The organism is Haloferula rosea (assembly GCF_016595525.1).
Classification (GTDB): domain Bacteria; phylum Verrucomicrobiota; class Verrucomicrobiia; order Verrucomicrobiales; family Akkermansiaceae; genus Haloferula; species Haloferula rosea.
In genome coordinates this window covers 148,318-165,449 of sequence record NZ_JAENII010000011.1, presented here as the reverse complement: position 1 = coordinate 165,449, position 17,132 = coordinate 148,318, and the positions used below count along the sequence as shown (strand labels likewise).

The window sequence follows — 17,132 nt, the reverse complement described above, 5'->3', positions numbered from 1 at the left end:
TTTGGCGATTCGCCGCACCACCCGCTCGAAGGTGGTGTGGGTGGTCGCGACCGAACTGTAGTGGCGGACCTCCCCTCCGGCGCCGGGATCGGCGACGGCGACGGTGGTTTGTGCTTTATCGATGTCGAGTCCAAGATAGAGTTTCTGCGGTGTGTCTGAGTTTGTTTTCGTTGTTCGTAATGCATTGAATGTGGAAAGGCCCCGACCTGTCGGGGTAGCCCACGAGTTGAACCAGACCCACCACCTCTCTTACCAACCTGAAATCGGCCCGAAATGCTGCGCCCAGATCAACCGGCAGCCATAGGGTCTCGCGATGGAATGGATCTAGCGCCTTATGAACCGCAAAGTAGGTATCGCTATCGGCATTCTGTCAGGCGGATTGTTGCTAGCTTGGCTGACTTGGATGACGGGTTCGCTCCCCCGTAGCGTCGGGGATTGGACCCACAGTCGGATGAGCCAGATCGCGCGTGGTATCGAGTCTTATTCGGACGAGTTTGGATCATTGCCACCCCAAGACTACGATTCCCTTTTCGAAGCGCTTCTTGGAGGGAACCCGAGGGGAATCGAGTATCTCTATACCCAGCAGCAAGGGGACAGATCATGGGGCATGGACGCTTGGGGAATCCGCTACAGAATATTCACCAGCAGTGCAGGGGTTCTGGTTTGGTCAGCCGGAGAGGACCAAGTCTTCTCGGATCATCCCGGCAATGGAGATGACCTGGTCGTATTCAGGGCACCGCCGACCATCGGGAACGAGTAACGCGAACAAGACGCTGGTGGACGATCCCTATCAGCGGCTTTGTTGAATTCTTGCCGCCAGCTTCGGGACCTGATTGATTGTTCCCGGCCTCTCTGGTGCGGTTACCGGGGTCGCCACAGCTTTTACGTTGGCTAGAAGAATGGCACTGGACTCTCCAGAAGCATATGGGCGTTTGGGCGAGCACCTCAGACGGGTCGATTCGATCTTCCAAGCATTCCTGGAATCTACCGGCTACACAGACAACACCGGTGCGCTTGGACGATACCCGCATCGTAGCGCCACCATGATTACTGACGTCTCCCGTAAGATCGATGTCTTCGGTTCAGCGGTGCAAGTTCCTGAGCCGAGTGCGGTGGTATTACTGGCGTTTGCGGGTGCAACTGCGTTGCGCAGGCGTCGCGCACACTGACCAGGGGTGTGAACGCCTGCCTTGAAAGCGTGATGCAGCATTGGGCGTGTTCTCCTGACCGGTTGCTCGTTTCATGTGGATAAGCCAGTGTCCTTGAGGTTCGTGGTGAGCTCCGCGGGTGCGCTTTTTTCCTCTCTGGCCCAAGAGAATCATGATGGGCAAGTCGGAAGAGAGATGACCTAACAGAAAAATTGTTGACGCTTGCCGATGGCCTTTCGATCTGTTTTTATGTCGTTGGATTCGGCGCGATGGAAGCGTCGGGTTTCCCGAATTTCTTGTCGGCTAGGAAACATGCGCATTGCTTTCATCTGTACGGCCAACGTTTGTCGGAGCGTGATGGCCCATGCGATCCTCGAAAGGATGGCCCGGGAGCGTCACCTTGACCTCGAAGTGACATCCGCCGGTATCCTTGATTTCACCGGGACTCCGCCAGCAGACAATGCCTGGATCACCTGCCTCAGGAACGGCACCTCCATTTCGAAGATGGAGTCGCTTTTCGTGGGGCGTCTCGACTTGGATGGCATCGACCGCTTTCTTGCGATGGAAATTCGCCATCGGGATGTCCTGGTGTCGACGTACGGAGTCGATGAGCAGAAGGTGCAATTGCTCGGAGCTTACGACGAGATGGATCTGGAGTTGGAGATCGCGGATCCGATCCATCAACCCAAGGCGGCATTTCAAGAATGCTTCGAGCGGATTGAGAGATGCATGGAGGGTTTTCTAGCTCAGATATCGGAAGGTGACCAGGATGCTGCGTTGCCTGATCCGGGGTGAAGGGGTGATGCTAGAAGGCACCTTGTGAATTCTTCGGTCTGTTGATTGATTTTTGTAGCTGTGGGCCGGCTTGCCGCGTCGGCTTTCCGGTGTAACGCGCGCCAAGTATGAGTCGAACCCTGAAATCACGCATAGCAAGTATGGCAGCGATCCTTGCCTTTTTCGTACTGGCAGGAGCGGTTGTCGTTGCGACGAGGAGGGACGGCATCCATCGCACCAAGGAGCGCCGGGCGTGGAAGGACAGTGCCATTGAGCAAATCCGCAAAGACCTTGAGAATCCCGATTTTCCTATCGAGCGGTTTGGACGGGTTCCCCAGTCGCTGGGTGAGTTCGCGATGTCGGATCCGAATTGGTTGACTTCCGACACCATGGTTTTCAGGGATGGCGCGTGGTTGGTTTATCGGGCCCAAACCCACAAGGTGGATCCGAAGGTGCATGACATTTTCATCGCGAAGGCATCGGATGGGCATTGGTATTTCTCGGACTACCATTTCTGTGTGGGAATGATGGTCCTCTCTTCCGAAGAGCAGCCTGAGTCTCTCGAGGCTTTCAGGGAAGCATGCTGCTTGGCTCGGTTCGATGGCACTTCTGATGATGCCCTCAATTCCACGACTGAAAGGCGTGGTCGACCGGACGGGTAAGTGGGTGGAGCGCATCGGTATCCGCGGTGCAGAGCTCTGACGACCCATCCAGCATCCCTCCTCAAACCGCATGAGCATGAATCCCTCCGAATCCACCCGAGCGGCCTCACTTGAGCCGTCTGGAGTCGGGCAGACGCGCCGCGACTTTCTTATTCGTGGGTCTGTCGCGACCGCTTCCTTTGCGCTGCCATGTGCGGCGAAGTCCGAGGTGGGTCGGCTGAAGAAGGCGGTGAAGATCGGGGTGATTGCTGATCTTCACCATGATGTGATGCACGATGGTCGGGAACGAATGGAGGTCTTCGCCAAGGAGATGGAAAACTTCGGGCCGGATGCGGTCATGCAGCTTGGGGATTTCGCGTATCCCAATGATGAGAACCGCGACGTGATCCAATGGTTCAACGGCATCCATGAGCATTCGCTGCATGTACTGGGGAATCACGACACGGACCGCGGGCATACGAAGCAGGCGTGCCTCACGGAGTGGGGCATGCCGGCGCGCTACTACCATCGGAACATCGAAGGGATCGACTTGATCGTTCTCGATGGAAACGAGAAGGGCTCACCAAGCTACAAGGGTGGGTATGTGTCGTACCTCGGAAAGGAGCAGGTCGGGTGGTTGAAGGAGAAATTGGGAACGCTGAAGGGGCCGATCATCGTCGTCTCCCACCAGCCGCTCGCGGGCTATGCGGCGGTGGACAATGCGGAGGAGATTCAGGAGCTGCTGGGGAAGGCGTCGGACCGGGTGATTCTGGCGGTCAACGGGCATTCGCATGTGGACGAGGTGGTGCGGATCCACGGAGTGAGCTATTTGCATGTGAACTCTGCTTCGTATCTGTGGGTGGGTGGCAAGTACCAGCACGAGAGTTATCCCGAAGCCATTCACGCCAAGCACCCGTCGATTTCTTACACCTGTCCGTATCGTGACTGCGTGTTTGCTACCCTGGTCATCGACCCGGAATGCCTGACGATCCAGGTGACGGGACGCCGCAGTGAATGGGTCGGCAAGTCGCCTGCGGAGCTCGGGGTGGAAGTGGATCCCAGCCTATCCAGTGGAGATGCGATCTTGGCGGGGATTCGTGACCGGAAGATCGAGAAGAGTGTGAAGTGAGTGGGGCATCGAGCTGCGGGAGGAATGGCATGGGTTGGACATTCCGGGTCCGTCGGGACGGGAGTTTGAAGTCTGGATCAGGGAGAGTATGAGATTTCGGGGGAAGTATCGGGGCGGTGTGTTGGCGTTCGGCTCTGCGGGGCTCGTCTTCGTGGGTTTCGGCATCATGCTGATCGTGAAGCCGGTTGGGATCGCGCTTGCGGGTGGCACGGGGCCGTGGGGGATCAATCAGGTCACGAGCCTGTTCGGGCCCCAGCAGGTTTCGGGCTTCTCGGTGATCTTCTTCCTGATCGCTTTGTTCTTCTTTGCCGTCGCGCGCGAGCTTGGGAAGGAGTAGGCCGGATTTTGCTCCGGGGAGTCGGCGGTATCTCCGTGTGATGTGGCGGGAGGTTTGGATAAGAGACCTGCGTGTGTCACTTGTGGTATTGTTTTGAGCTTGATGGTGCGGGTTCTGCTGAGGATTCTTCGATGATGATCAGGGGTATCGGATGGATTGGAGTGGCGAGTGTTTCGCTGTGTGTGGCGGCGTTTTCCGAGGAGGTGGGGTCGATGAGTTTGAGCGAGGCGGAGGTGGCGATCGAGGAGCTGGCGAAGTCGCATGAGGCGCTGCGGGTCTTCGCCCTCGAGGGCTTGATCGGGCGGCGCTATGACGCGCTGGAAACGAAGACGGGAAAGGTTTTCAAGGATGCGGTGGTGAAGGGGGCGAGTGGCCGGACGGTGGAGATCGGCTATTCCGATGAGGGTCTGGACCGGGTGACGATGCTGGATGTGGAGGAGGGGCCGGAGGCGTGGTCGGTGCTGGTGCCGTCCAGCAGGTTGAAGATCACCTCGGTGGATGCGAGCAAGGGGAGGGTGGTGCAGCCGGGCGACAAGGTGGCTCAGGCGATCGTGGTGATCGAGGGTGACGCGGGTGTGGGGACGGGGTTCCTCGCCGAGTCGGGAGGGAAGCTTTATCTTTATACGGCGGCTCACGTACTTTCGGGCAACCAGAAGTTGGCGGTGAAGCTCCAGAGCGGCCGGAGGATCACGAAGTTCGGGAAGTTCGAGGCATCCGGTGGGGCGGATCTGGTTCGGATCGAGGTGCTGGAGGAGTTTGCGGGTCCGCTGCAGCTCGGGGATGCGGGTGGCCAATCGAAGCAGGAGATGCCGGTCTTCGCTGCGGGGAATTCCGGGGGTGGCGGCACGGTGGGCTTCCTGGAAGGCAAGATCCAGGGGGTCGGGGCGGAGTCGATCGAGATCGATGCGGATGTGATCCAGGGAAACAGTGGAGGGCCGATCATCGACGGAGTGACCCATGAGGTGCTGGGGGTCGTGACGCATCTGGTGGCGGCGCGGAAGGATCAGTGGGCGAAGGAGACGCGATTTTCCGAGATTCGGAGGTTTGGCTGCCGGGTCGACCGTCGATGGGACTGGGACGAAGTGCCGATCGGGAGTTTCCTCAAGGAAGGTCAGCAGATCAAGGAGCTGACGGATCTGAACAACCTGATGATTCTGGCGCTGCAGCCGGAGGAGTGGGACAGTGGGGAGCTGCGCGAGTATGAGGACCACCGGGTGGTGAAGGAGATCCGTGTGCTGCAGGAGTGGTTCGAGAAGCGGAGCCGGAGCAGCACGGGCGTGAGTGAGTCGGACCGAAAGAAGAAGATCGCGTCGTTTTTCTCGGGTCTGAGGACATCGTCCAAGCAGCAGATGCGGGACTTCAAGCCGGAGAGGTTTGTATGGTTCCACCGTGAGATGGCGCAGCAGGTGGTGCTGTTGCGCGACGAGATCGATGAGACCTGCGACGATGCGATCAACAACCTGCGCTGATCCCGGGTTTCCGGTGGGGTGACCTGAGCGTTTTGTGGCGCTTTTTCGTTAAACCTTTCGCGATGCTGGCGTAGGGACATGGTTGGCTACGCTTCGCCAACTCATTGTGCCATGAAACCGACCGCTGCTTTTTTATCGCTGTGCCTCCTCGGGGTGACCCTTTCATCCGCCGATGCCCGAACGTGGACCGATGCGGAGACGGGGCGGACGATTGATGCGGAACTGGTGGGGGTTGGTGAGGGGGAGGTCCAACTGAAGCTGAAGTCCGGCAAGGTCGCGAAGGTGGCGATCAGCCGGCTGTCGAAGGAGGATCAGGCTTTCCTCGAAACGGCGAAGGTGGCGGCACCCGCGGCGGTGGCGGGCGAGTGGCCGGGCTGGCGTGGGCCGAAGCGGGACAACCGCTCGCCGGACACGGGCTTGTTGAAGGAGTGGCCGAAGGATGGGCCTGAATTGCTGTGGACTTTCAAGGACGGTGGGACTGGCTACAGCTGTGTGAGTCTGGTCGGCGGCAAACTGTTTTTCACCGGGACCCGCGATGGCGCGGCCGAGATCATCTGTCTCGATGCGGCCAACGGGAAGGAGTTGTGGAGTTCGCCGATCGGCCCTGACAAGGGGAAGGGATACAACACCGGCTGGGGTGGTGGACCTCGCGGTGCGGTGACGATCGACGATGGGCTGGCCTACGCGATGAATGCGAATGGTGAACTGGTGTGCGTGAGTGCCGAGGATGGATCGAAGCAGTGGAGCAAGAGTCTGGTCGACGACTTCGGCGGTGCCGAGCCGAGCTGGGGTTTTTCCGAGTCGCCTCTTGTCGATGGAGAGAAGCTGATCGTCACGCCGGGTGGTGACCAGGGGGCGATCGTCGCCTTGGACAAGAAGACGGGGAAGGAGATCTGGCGCAGCAAGGAGGTGACGGATGATGCCCAGTATTCCTCGGTGACGGTGGCCGAGGTGAATGGCAAGCGTCAGTATGTGCAGTTGTTCATGAAGAAGCTCGTCGGGGTGTCGGCGGAGGACGGCAAGTTGCTCTGGTCGGCGCCATGGGCCGCAGGACGGACGGCGGTGATCCCGACTCCGATCCCTCACGATGGCATGGTTTACATGACGGCGGGCTATGGCTCGGGGAGTCAGCTGGTGAAGATCGATGGGGCCGAGGCGGAGGTGCTCTGGGACAACAAGGTGATGAAGAACCACCATGGTGGTGTGGTGCTCGACGAGGGTCACATCTATGGGTTTTCCGATGGAGGCGGGCTGACCTGTCAGGAGCTGAAATCCGGTGAGCGGGTGTGGAGTGAGAAAGGCGAGGGCATCCAGAAGGGGGCGGTCCATTATGCCGACGGCATGCTCTACTGCGTGGATGAAGAGGAGGGCTCGGTCTTCCTCGTCGAAGCGACTCCCGATGGATTCCGTGAGAAGGGTCGCTTCCCGATGCCCGGGAAGACGAAGCTCCGGGACGGGACGCAGGGGAAGGTCTGGGCTCACCCGGTGGTGATCGGTGGGCGCATGTATCTGAGGGATCAGGACCTGTTGTTCTGCTTCGATGTGAAGGGCTGACCCGGCATCATGTTGGCAAGTCTGTGGGTCGTTCTGGTTGCGCTGGCGGACGCGGATTGTTTCTTCCTGTCATCCTTTCCGGAGTCGATGGGCGAAAGGATGGGCCGGTGGGGGTGGTATGGCTGCGGATGAAATTTCTTGGAATTGCCGGGTGCTTCTGTGGAGCGGTCTTGACGGCGGAGCCGCTCGAGGTGGGGCCGGTGCCGGCCGAGCTGAAGCTGCCGGACTTTTACCAGAAGCATGTGAGTGCGACGGGCTATCCGGTGGTCGGTTCCGCGAAGGTGAATGACTATGCGCTGAAGGAAGCGGCTTACCTGATCAATCTGATGCTCGCCGAGCGGCCGGATGTCCGCAAGGCGATGATCGAGCATGAGTCCCGCATGGCGGTGATGGCGCATGACGAATTCACGACCGACATCCCGGGACATGCGCACTTGAAGCCGAAGGACTGGTGGGACCGGCGTGCCCGGGGACTGGGTGGTTCGGAGACGGACCCGGTGTGTTCGTGCGGTGAGGAGAATCTGTTGGGATTCGAGGGCGACCCGTACTCGACGGAGAACATCCTCATCCACGAGTTCGCGCACAACATTCACCTGCGCGGGCTGATCCATGTGGATCCCACCTTCGATGCGCGACTGGAGAAGGCCTACGAAGCGGCGATGAAGAAGGGTCTGTGGAAGGGGAAGTATGCGGCGACCAACAGCCGGGAGTACTGGGCGGAAGGAGTGCAGAGTTGGTTCGACAACAACCGCGAGCCGGACCACGACCACAACCACGTCAATACGCGCAAGGAACTGATCGAGTATGATCCGGAACTGGCGAAGTTGTGTGAAGAGGTCTTCGGCAGGACCGAGCTGACCTACACGAAGCCTGCGACCCGCCTGACGGGGCACCTCGAGGGATACGATCCGACGAGTGCGCCGACATTCGAGTGGCCGGAGCGACTGCGCAAGGTACAGATCAAGAAGGAGTAGGTTTCAGGAATCCCAGGTGCACCGTTGATCGACGTAGTGCGCCGAGCCGTCGCGCAGCCAGCCGTCGAGCTGGGCCTGCTCCTTGAGCTGCTGACCTCGGGGGCGATCGACGAGGATGAAGTCGGAGCGGACTTCATCGAGGCGGGTCATGTCGCTCCACAATTTCTCGAACTGGGTGACGGGGAAGATGTCCTCTTGTCCGCTGCCCCACCGTTTCTTGACGTCCTTCAGGGTGACGTAGGTGGGCATGCGGCGGGCGACACGGCGGACGCCCTGCACGACAGCGGCGGTATCGTCGAGGGTGTCCCGGGTCAGTCCGAAGGCGAGCAGCAGGCCGTCGATATCGATCCATGTGGTCATGGAGTTGTAGTAGGAGAGCGCGAACTCGGCCTGTTCGTTGGGCATGGCCAGGCCTTCGACGAGTTCGAGCCGGCCATTGACGCGGGCGAGGCCGCCGCCGCGGTCGTCGATGTGGCGGCTGATGACCTCGAAGCTCAGGGTGGATCCTGCGGCGATGTGATGTCCGAGGATTCCGGGGTCGAGGTTGGCGCCCACGGTATCGATGTTGTGAAGCATGAGGTGCTTCAGCTGTGGCTGGCGCTTGAGCAGGGCGGACAGGGTGCCGTTGAGCAGGAGGTTCGGGACTTCATACCAGTGGCCGACGGGGTGCAGGCACTGGTCGGGCAGATTGTCGGTGTAATCGCTGGCTTCCCCCGCTTCGCGTGCCCAGCCGATGAGGGCGGCGTGGCTGCTTTCGCGAACCTTCTGGGCCTGTTCATCGAGTGCCTGCTGGGGGAGTTCCTCCCACGCAAAGCGCAGGTCGCGCTCGGTCGGCACCATGCGCAGTCCGATGGACCTGCCGCCTGAGACGAGGGTTTCGCCGGGGTAGGCGAAGTTCTCATGGCTCTCAAGGAAATCACTGAGCGAGCGCTCCGTGAGATAACTGGCGGTGAAGATGTGGGCCGGGAAATGACCGTGCTCAAGGCCGGTTCGGCGGCTCTTGGCGAGGTGGGTTTCCATGAAGCTCCGGTGTTTTCCGCTGAACTTGCAGAAGGGGTGCAGGCCTTTGACGACGCCGGCGCCCTGGGTCCAACGACTGCCGATGCCGGCGGCGAGGGTGATGACGGCGGCTTCGCCACGGGCGAGTGCTTCGCGTCCGAGGGCGAGCTCGTCGGGGTGGCCGGTGTCCTTGCCGGTCAGGCGGCTGATTTCATGGGGGGCGACATCCTCGATGCGGGTGCCGCTGGGCATGCGGTTCTGGGCGAGGCCGATGCGACCGGTCTTGAGCTCATCGCGGATTTGTTCGTGCTGGATGCTGTCGAAGCCATTGGCTTCCAACAGACCTCGGAGGTCGCCGCTGGATTGCTGCTCGTTGTGCTCGGGAAAAAGTCGCTGGAAGATCTGCGGGACGAGTGAGCGGAAGGTGTCGTCGCTGGAGAATGCCTCGCCTAGACGCTGCAGTTCCTCGCGGCGGGCGCGGCTGAGGGTCTTGGGATCCTGTCGGATGATGGTGGGGAGCATGACCCGGTAGTAGGGGCGGCCGAGGAGTGCATGCGTCCCTTCCAACAACTTGGCGGCGGTGCCGTCGTCATTGATGGCGAATTCATAGACGACCGGATCGATGGCGAAGGGGAGCGCTTTGCCGAGTTCCTGCTTGGTCTTGAGCATTTCCTCCTGAAGCCAGTCCTGCGCTTCGGCTTTGATGGTGGGGTCGAAGACGAAGCCCATCCCGCCGCCGGCCATGCCGCCGAGCATCCAGAATCCCCAGAAGCGGTCGCCATACTGGGCGCGGCATTTCTGGATCAGCCTTTCGGTGAAGAGGTTACTGCACCATGGAATGATGGTTTGCAGGGGACTAAAGAAGTTACGGGTGGTGGTGTCGCCGAGCTGCTGGATGTCACCCTTCCCGAGGCCGTCGAGGACTTCGCCCAGCAGGTCGATGGCTTCCAGGCGGGCGGTCCATTCGTCGCCGCAGCGGAGGAGGTATTTCTCGGTCACCATCTCGAGGATGGGGCCGACGTTCTGAGCCATGCCGCCGTGCACGACGACGAGGCTGTCCTGCAGCTTCCTCGCGATGTCGGTGTGGAGTTTCGGCGGCGTGAGGATCTCATGATCGGGCATGAGTCGCCCGCGGCTGATGCCGTGCTCCGGGTCGCCTTGGGCGGACTGCTGGCCGCGGATCACCTTGATCCCGGGCCAGACGCCGCCGGAGTCCTGCCAACCTCCGCCGGAGCCGCCGAGCCATTCGCCGAGGATGGCGCGTGCGGCGACCAGGCGGCGGCCGTCTTCGTCGAGCGGGCCGGTAAGTCGGGTGGTCTGCCCGGTGGCGCGCATGCACAGCGAGATGAGGGAGGCGAGCAGGTTGGTGGAGACGGCGAGGCGTGATCCTTTCGGAATCCCGCGCACGTGGCTGGCGAGTTCGATGCCGCGTCCGGGGCCGACGAGCTTTTCCAACAGGTCGACGAGTTTCTGGCCGGATCCTTCGAGTCCGGGAGGGACCAGCCCGGAGGCCACCAGGGCCGCCTTGAGCAGGCCGAGGTAGTCGGCGGCGTAGTCGAAGATCTCGTCGAGCTGGGTGATGTCCTTGTGGGCTTCGAGGTCGACGCTGACGAGTCGGATGACTGGTTCGTCGATGACGCGGAGGTAGGACTCGATCGGGGGTTCCGGAGAGGGATCCCGGCCGCGGATTCCGAGGTCCACCGAGACATTGATGACCTGGGCTCCGGCGGGGAAGTCCATGCCGAGGAAGAAGATGTCACTCCACGCACTGTGGGTGAGGTCCATGCGGACCGGGGTGCGTTCGCGCAGGACGGGAAAAACGGGGTGGGTCGGGTCGGCGGAGTCGAGAAGCTCACGCCGGATCGATAGTGGTTGGTCCTGGGGGTGGCCGAGGCGGAACATCCACTGGTTGCCAGCGACGGAGCGCACGCTGGTGCGGACCTGGTCGGCGAGAAGCTGGAAGGCAAGTTGGTGGTAGGCCTTGGCGAGGGCGCTGCAGATGGTCTCGTTCCAGCCATCGGCTTCCGCTCGGGCAAGGAAGGTCTCGATGGCCTCTTCAAAGCGTCTTTCCAGCAGGTGGACGTAGCCGTGGTAGGGGACGTGGCCGCTGGCGCCGACGCCATCCTGTTTCGGCAGGTGGAAGCGGTGGATGTTGGAGAGGAAGAAGAGCGCGCGAACGCTGTCGTAGAGATTGCCGGAGGACTTGCGGAAGGCGTCGAGCGCGAGGCACTCGGCGACAAGCTCGGTGAGGCCCAGTGGGCGGCATGCTTCGTCCAGGGAGCGGTTTCTGATTTCCTCGCTCTCTGAGGTGATCAACTCGATGAGTGTGCCGGGCATCGTCATCGGGGGTCAGCGGCGGGAGTGGGCGACGAGTTCGAGCAGGTCGCTGAGGATCTGCTCACGTTCTTGGCCGGCGAGGGCGAGAGCGAGTTGGGCACGGAAGAGGCCGTACTTCAGGCTGACGTGGTGGCGGTCACCCTGGATTAGAAGGGCCCCGTACTGTTCGCGCTTGGCGAGCTCGGCGAGGACGGGGGAGAGCTGGATGTTGTCGGCGCCGGAGTCGGTCTGGTGTTTCAGCAGGGTCATGACCGTGGGGGTGAGGACATGCATGCCGAAGAAGGTCAGGTAGCGGCCGCTGCGCAGGCCGGGCACGATGAGTTTCTGCTCGGCGATGGTTGGTGTGGGCTTCTCGATGACCTCACGAATCGCGTAGAGCGGATGGGCGGAGCTGCCGCGTTGCAGGTCACCGGCGACGGCGCCGTAGTGCTGGATTTCGGTTTCGCGGGTCGATTGCACGGCTGAGATGGCGCAGCCCTCGCGCTTGGCGGACTCGACGAGCTGGCGGGCGCAGGACTTGTCCGGATCCCGGCTGATGAAGAGGTGATCGCAGACGCTGTGGAGGAAGCTTTCACCGGCGGTGAAGTCGGCGGCCAGCGAAAGGGCGTGGCCGTATCCGCGGCGCTCGGTCTGCTCGATGAAATGGAGCTTGAGCGAGGTGCCGGAGGCGGCCTGCTGATAGGCCTCGGCGTCGCCGGGGTGGACGATCACGCAGACGTCTTCGATGCCGGCGGACTGGACTTCATTGAGGAGGATTTCGATGACGCTTCGCTCGACGCCATCGTGGTCGATGAGGGACTGGATGGGGAGCGTCCGATGTTCCGGGCTGGCAGCGGTGATCACCGCCTTGTTGATTTTCATGAATACGCGGGAGAGGTGGCTGCGGCGAGCTTGGGCAGACTGCGGCGTCAGGGCGATGGCAAAAAGGGATTGCGGGTGGGTTCGCTGGACTGGGGAGGACGTTTCGCGAATCAGTCACAACTCGAAGAAGACCTATGATCTGAAGCAATCACCGGTCCGGTGGGAAAGGTCCCGACACGATCTGGGTCTTGCCCTCGATGGGGTGTTGGGATGTCCCAAGGGGAGGGCTGCATCGCACAAAATTGTTGTAAGTGTAAAAAATACACTATATAGGTTTGGCATGAAGTCACCCCTCCTCACAGATCTTTACCAGCTGACCATGGGTTACAGCTACTGGAAGCAAGGCATGGCCGAGCAGGAAGCAGTCTTCCATCTGTTTTTCAGGAGGGCGCCGTTTGGTGGTGATGCTGCCATTGTTGCTGGTACCGGGCCCGCCTCAGAGTTTCTTGATGGGCTTCGTTTTAGTGAGTCCGACCTCGCCTATCTAGGTTTGCTCAAGGGTGCCGACGGGGAGGGGCTTTTCGAGTCGGGCTATCTTGCCTACCTCGCCGGGCTCGATTGGCAGTTGGAGGTTGATGCCATCCCGGAGGGTGAGTTGGTGTTCCCCAACCAACCGTTGATGCGGATTCGCGGTCCCTTGCTTCAGTGTCAGCTGGTTGAGACCGCCCTCTTGAATCTTGTCAACTTCCAGACGCTTGTCGCGACCCAGGCAGCCCGGCTTTGTGCGGCTGCTGGAGGAGATCCGATCTTCGAGTTTGGGCTTCGCCGTGCTCAAGGACCGGACGGTGGTCTAAGTGCAAGTCGTGCGGCCTATATTGGTGGCTGCGTTGGCACTTCGAATGTTCTTGCGGGTCAATTGTATGGAATTCCCGTCAAGGGGACCCATGCCCACAGCTGGGTGATGAGTTTCGATACCGAACTCGAGGCGTTTGAAGCTTATGCGGCATCGATGCCAAACAATGCGGTCCTGCTCGTGGATACCTACGATACGCTTGAAGGAGTACGCAATGCGGTCAAAGTTGGGCATAAACTCCGGGCGGGTGGCTACGAGCTGCTTGGGATTCGTTTGGATTCTGGTGATCTTGCTGCCTTGAGCATCGAGGCGCGTCTAATCCTCGATGAGGCCGGATTGCCGGATACCAAGATCATCGCCAGCAATGACCTCGACGTTACGAAGATCCGTGATCTCAAGGCGGCGGGTGCGCGAATCGACATATGGGGTGTTGGCACCATGCTCGTTACCGCGGCTGAGCAGCCGGCCCTCGGGGGCGTTTACAAGTTGGGAGCCCTGAGAAATCGAGACGGCAGTTGGAAATACCGAATCAAGCTGTCGAATGATCGGATCAAGGTTTCGAATCCCGGCGTGCTTCAGGTCGCCCGTACACGAGATGCCGAGGGCAAGGTGATCGAGGACCTTCTGTTCAATGAGGCCGAAAGTCGTCTGCCTGAAGGAAGCAGCGAGCTACTGGTTCCGGCGGTTCGTAGTGGTTGCCGGGTTCTACCGGATGTCTCCATCGATGAAATCCGAGAGCAGGCGATGAAATCCTGGGCTCAACTTGCCCAAGGGTCTCCTGTTGTAAGGATCGACGAGGGGATCGAGGTGATCAAGGGCCAGCTTCTCAAAACCAACGGATTTGCTGCATGAAGACGATTCGACTCGCTACGGCCACTGTGAATCAAACGCCACTTGATTGGAGTGGCAACCTGCGGCGCATTGGTGACTGCATTGCGGATGCACGGGCGCAACGTGCGGACCTTCTCTGCCTGCCGGAGCTCACCCTCACAGGTTATGGATGCGAAGACCAGTTTCTCGCGCCGGACATCTGTGATCGAGCCCTGGACCAGCTCCGGGAGCTGCTTCCTGAAACCAGGGGAATGGCAGTAGCCATTGGCCTCCCGCTCCGGCACCAGAATGCGGTTTACAACGTTGTGGCCTTGATCGCGAAAGGAAAGCTGCTCGGCTTTCACGCGAAGCAGAATCTCGCCGGCGATGGGCTGCACTACGAGACCCGTTGGTTCAAACCATGGCCGTCAGGGGTGAAGGCCGTTGTGCAAGTGGACGGAGATCTCATCCCCCTGGGCGACTTGACCTTCGACCTTGGTGGGGTGCGGATAGGTTTCGAGATTTGTGAAGATGCATGGGTGGCTGATCGCCCTGGACGGCATTTGGCAGGGCTTGGTGTCGACATCATTCTGAATCCCAGCGCGAGCCACTTCGCGTTCGCCAAGCACAGCATTCGCGAGCAATTCGTGAGCGAGGGTTCCCGGGCGTTCGGCGTGGCTTATGTCTACGCGAATTTGGTGGGAAATGAGGCCGGCAGGGTGATCTACGACGGAGGTGGAATGATCGCCAGCAATGGGCAGCTGATTTGTTCAACCCGTCGATTGTCTTTCCTCGATCATGAGGTGAGCTCCGCGGTCGTCGACCTAGACCGCAATCGCCTTGCTCAGGCCCGCACGGTGGCTCAGCAGCCGCGACCGGAGGATGGGCCAGCTGTGCGTGTGCCTTTCAGTTGGAATTGTGGCGACTGTCCGAGTTTGCCTGAGGTGGCGACGACCCTGACCAAGGAAGTGGAGTTTACGCGAGCGGTCTGCCTTGGTCTCTTTGACTACCTGAGAAAGAGCCGTTCAGGCGGCTTCGTGGTGTCGCTGAGCGGTGGGGCGGATTCCTCCGCCGTGGCCTGTCTCGTGCATCTTACCCGCGTGCTCGCCGTGGAGGAGCTTGGCGGTGAGGCATTCGATCGCAAACTTGGCCACCTCGGCGGGAAGACTGATGCAGCGGACCTCCTGCTATGCGTCTATCAGGCGACTGAGAATAGTGGAGCTGTTACGCTAGATGCCGCCCGCCAGTTGGCCGATGCACTCGATGCTGAGTTTGCCGAATGGGATGTGCAACCTGCGGTTGACCAGTATCGCAGCCTCGCGGAGAACACGCTTGGACGTCCTCTCGACTGGGAGCAGGATGATATCACCTTGCAGAACATTCAGGCCAGGGTGCGGGCACCAGGGATCTGGATGATGGCGAACCTCCGGCAGGCCCTTTTGCTGTCGACCAGCAACCGTTCGGAGGCAGCTGTAGGCTACGCCACCATGGATGGCGATACATGTGGAGGTTTGAGTCCCATCGCGGGAATTGATAAGGCTTTCCTTCTCCATTGGTTGCGGTGGTTGGAGACCGAGGGTGGCCACGGCATTCCGGCTGTGCCTGCGCTGTCGGCGGTCAACGGTCAGCGACCTACCGCCGAGCTCCGCCCGGCGGAGCAGGAGCAAACCGACGAAGGTGATCTCATGCCCTATGCAGTGCTTGATCACATCGAACGCCTCGCCATTCGGGACAAGAATGCACCGGCCGAAGTGCTTTGCCTCACCTGCCATCGCTTTCCCGAGTATGATGAGAAGGTTATCAAGGAGTGGGTGGTTCGGTTCTTCATGCTCTGGTCGAGAAACCAATGGAAGAGGGAGCGCTACGCCCCGAGCTTTCACCTGGACGATGAGAATTTGGATCCCAAAACCTGGTGTCGATTCCCGATCCTGAGCAGTGGTTTCGAAGATGAACTCCGTGAGCTGACCTTGAAGGCATGAGCTACACCTACGAATATCCACGTCCCGCCGTCACTGTGGATGCCATCGTGTTCTCCGGTGAGTGCGACTCTTTGAAGGTGTTGCTGATCCAGCGAAAGCACGCTCCTTTTGCGGGTGACTGGGCCCTTCCTGGTGGCTTTCTCGACGAGGACGAAGATCCGTATCGGGCGGTTGAACGAGAGCTGGAGGAAGAGACCGAGCTGACAGGCTTGAAGTTTCAACCGCTCGGATTCTGGGGGCATCCCGGGCGGGATCCCCGGGGACACACGGTGTCGCTGGCCTTCTGGACGAAGATTGATGCGGCGACGGTTTGCCCACGAGCGGCTGATGATGCGGCGGCGCTCGACTGGTTCCCTGTCCGATATCTACCACGTCTGGCCTTTGATCATGCCGAGATCCTCCGGCGGGCATTCCGTGAGTTGGACTAACTCGGTGAAGTGCGGCGAAGGCCTAGGGTCGGACCCAATCGTGCTGGTTCATTCCTACTTGATTTTCTAGAAGTGTTATTTTGACACTTAGGGGTTGACTTAGTGTTGATATTACACGAGCTTGCTTCCCGTCAACCTTGAGGGGGCCTGCAGTGCTGGATGGTGCAGGTCCTCATTCAGCCGGGTTCAATATTTGGCCAAATTTTCTATGAGCTACACCTACGAATACGCCCGCCCCGCCCTGACGACTGACTGTGTGGTCTTTGGATTGGACGACGAAGATCTGAAGGTCTTGTTGATCCAGCGGGACATCCCGCCCTATGAAGCTCGATGGGCGCTGCCTGGCGGCTTTGTTCGCGTGGGCGAGGACATTGATGAAAGTGCACGCCGTGAGTTGCGTGAAGAGACCAGTCTCAAGAACGTCTTTCTTGAGCAACTTTACAGCTTCGGGCATCCGCGGCGTGATCCACGGGAGCACGTCGTGACCATCGCCTATTACGCCTTGGTCAACCTGCTTGAGCATCAGCCAAGAGCCGATACGGACGCCCGCAAGGCGGCTTGGTTTCCGCTCGATGATCTTCCGACTCTCGCGTTCGACCACGGCAAGATCCTCGAGACCGCCCGCGAACGCTTGCGGGGCAAGCTTCGATACGAACCGATTGGCTTCGAACTGCTGCCCGAAAAATTCACTCTTACCGAACTCCAGAAGCTCTACGAGCGCATCCTCGACGAGGAGATCGACAAGCGGAACTTCCGAAAGAAGGTCAAAAAACTCGGGATTCTTGAGGAGACGGAAGAGGTTCAGAGCGATGTGGCTCATCGGGCTGCTCGTCTCTACCGCTTCGACCAAAAGCAGTACAAGGCATTGCTCAAAAAGGGTTTCAATTTCGAGCTCTAAC

At 60.1% G+C, this 17,132-nt stretch carries 15 protein-coding genes; 13 read left to right on the top strand and 2 right to left on the bottom strand.

All coding sequences use genetic code 11. From position 1 onward, the window contains the following. Window positions 1-334 precede the first annotated feature (334 nt). The 9 genes from JIN81_RS14350 to JIN81_RS14310 all read left to right on the top strand — a co-directional run bounded on the left by JIN81_RS14350 (window position 335) and on the right by JIN81_RS14310 (window position 8,026). On the top strand, window positions 335-760 hold the full coding sequence (locus JIN81_RS14350; protein ID WP_234044935.1) for a hypothetical protein: 426 nt from the start codon (window positions 335-337) through the stop codon (window positions 758-760). Between the two features lie 139 nt (window positions 761-899). Beyond that, window positions 900-1,169, top strand: coding sequence for a PEP-CTERM sorting domain-containing protein (locus JIN81_RS19665; RefSeq protein ID WP_200281171.1), 270 nt, complete (start codon window positions 900-902; stop codon window positions 1,167-1,169). A gap of 291 nt (window positions 1,170-1,460) precedes the next feature. Continuing rightward, window positions 1,461-1,943, top strand: a complete 483-nt coding sequence (locus JIN81_RS14340) for an arsenate reductase/protein-tyrosine-phosphatase family protein (protein ID WP_200281169.1) — start codon at window positions 1,461-1,463, stop codon at window positions 1,941-1,943. A 140-nt stretch (window positions 1,944-2,083) separates the two neighbouring features. Continuing rightward, window positions 2,084-2,584 (top strand): hypothetical protein, encoded by a 501-nt coding sequence (locus tag JIN81_RS14335; RefSeq protein WP_200281166.1) that lies wholly within the window; start codon window positions 2,084-2,086, stop codon window positions 2,582-2,584. A gap of 76 nt (window positions 2,585-2,660) precedes the next feature. Continuing rightward, complete coding sequence (locus tag JIN81_RS14330) at window positions 2,661-3,692, top strand: metallophosphoesterase family protein (RefSeq protein ID WP_200281163.1); 1,032 nt, start codon at window positions 2,661-2,663, stop codon at window positions 3,690-3,692. A gap of 88 nt (window positions 3,693-3,780) precedes the next feature. Then, window positions 3,781-4,029 (top strand): hypothetical protein, encoded by a 249-nt coding sequence (locus tag JIN81_RS14325; protein ID WP_200281160.1) that lies wholly within the window; start codon window positions 3,781-3,783, stop codon window positions 4,027-4,029. A gap of 131 nt (window positions 4,030-4,160) precedes the next feature. Continuing rightward, complete coding sequence (locus tag JIN81_RS14320) at window positions 4,161-5,498, top strand: S1 family peptidase (protein ID WP_200281157.1); 1,338 nt, start codon at window positions 4,161-4,163, stop codon at window positions 5,496-5,498. Window positions 5,499-5,609: 111 nt separating this feature from the next. Next, a complete protein-coding gene (locus JIN81_RS14315; RefSeq protein ID WP_200281154.1) occupies window positions 5,610-7,052 on the top strand; it encodes an outer membrane protein assembly factor BamB family protein in 1,443 nt (480 codons plus the stop codon). Between the two features lie 128 nt (window positions 7,053-7,180). Then, entirely contained in the window at window positions 7,181-8,026 is an 846-nt protein-coding gene (locus JIN81_RS14310; RefSeq protein ID WP_200281151.1) for a hypothetical protein, read from the top strand. A 3-nt stretch (window positions 8,027-8,029) separates the two neighbouring features. On the opposite strand, the gene JIN81_RS14305 is transcribed toward JIN81_RS14310, so the two are convergent. Continuing rightward, window positions 8,030-11,362, bottom strand: a complete 3,333-nt coding sequence (locus JIN81_RS14305) for a UTP--glucose-1-phosphate uridylyltransferase (RefSeq protein ID WP_200281148.1) — start codon at window positions 11,360-11,362, stop codon at window positions 8,030-8,032. A 12-nt stretch (window positions 11,363-11,374) separates the two neighbouring features. Then, on the bottom strand, window positions 11,375-12,223 hold the full coding sequence (locus JIN81_RS14300; protein WP_200281145.1) for a sugar phosphate nucleotidyltransferase: 849 nt from the start codon (window positions 12,221-12,223) through the stop codon (window positions 11,375-11,377). 280 nt (window positions 12,224-12,503) lie between these two features. Between JIN81_RS14300 and JIN81_RS14295 the strand changes: the two genes are divergently transcribed. The 4 genes from JIN81_RS14295 (at window position 12,504) to JIN81_RS14280 (ending at window position 17,131) form a co-directional block, all read left to right on the top strand. Further along, window positions 12,504-13,868, top strand: coding sequence for a nicotinate phosphoribosyltransferase (locus JIN81_RS14295; protein WP_200281142.1), 1,365 nt, complete (start codon window positions 12,504-12,506; stop codon window positions 13,866-13,868). Beyond that, window positions 13,865-15,805 carry an NAD(+) synthase gene (nadE, locus tag JIN81_RS14290; protein ID WP_200281139.1) on the top strand — a complete coding sequence of 647 codons (1,941 nt, stop codon included), beginning with the start codon at window positions 13,865-13,867 and terminating at the stop codon, window positions 15,803-15,805. Before JIN81_RS14295 ends, nadE begins: the two co-directional genes overlap by 4 nt. Next, window positions 15,802-16,233 (top strand): NUDIX domain-containing protein, encoded by a 432-nt coding sequence (locus tag JIN81_RS14285; protein ID WP_200281136.1) that lies wholly within the window; start codon window positions 15,802-15,804, stop codon window positions 16,231-16,233. Before nadE ends, JIN81_RS14285 begins: the two co-directional genes overlap by 4 nt. Window positions 16,234-16,441: 208 nt before the next feature. Beyond that, the gene (locus tag JIN81_RS14280; RefSeq protein ID WP_200281179.1) at window positions 16,442-17,131 is read left to right on the top strand and encodes an NUDIX hydrolase; all 690 of its coding nucleotides are present in this window, start codon (window positions 16,442-16,444) and stop codon (window positions 17,129-17,131) included. Window position 17,132 lies beyond the last annotated feature (1 nt).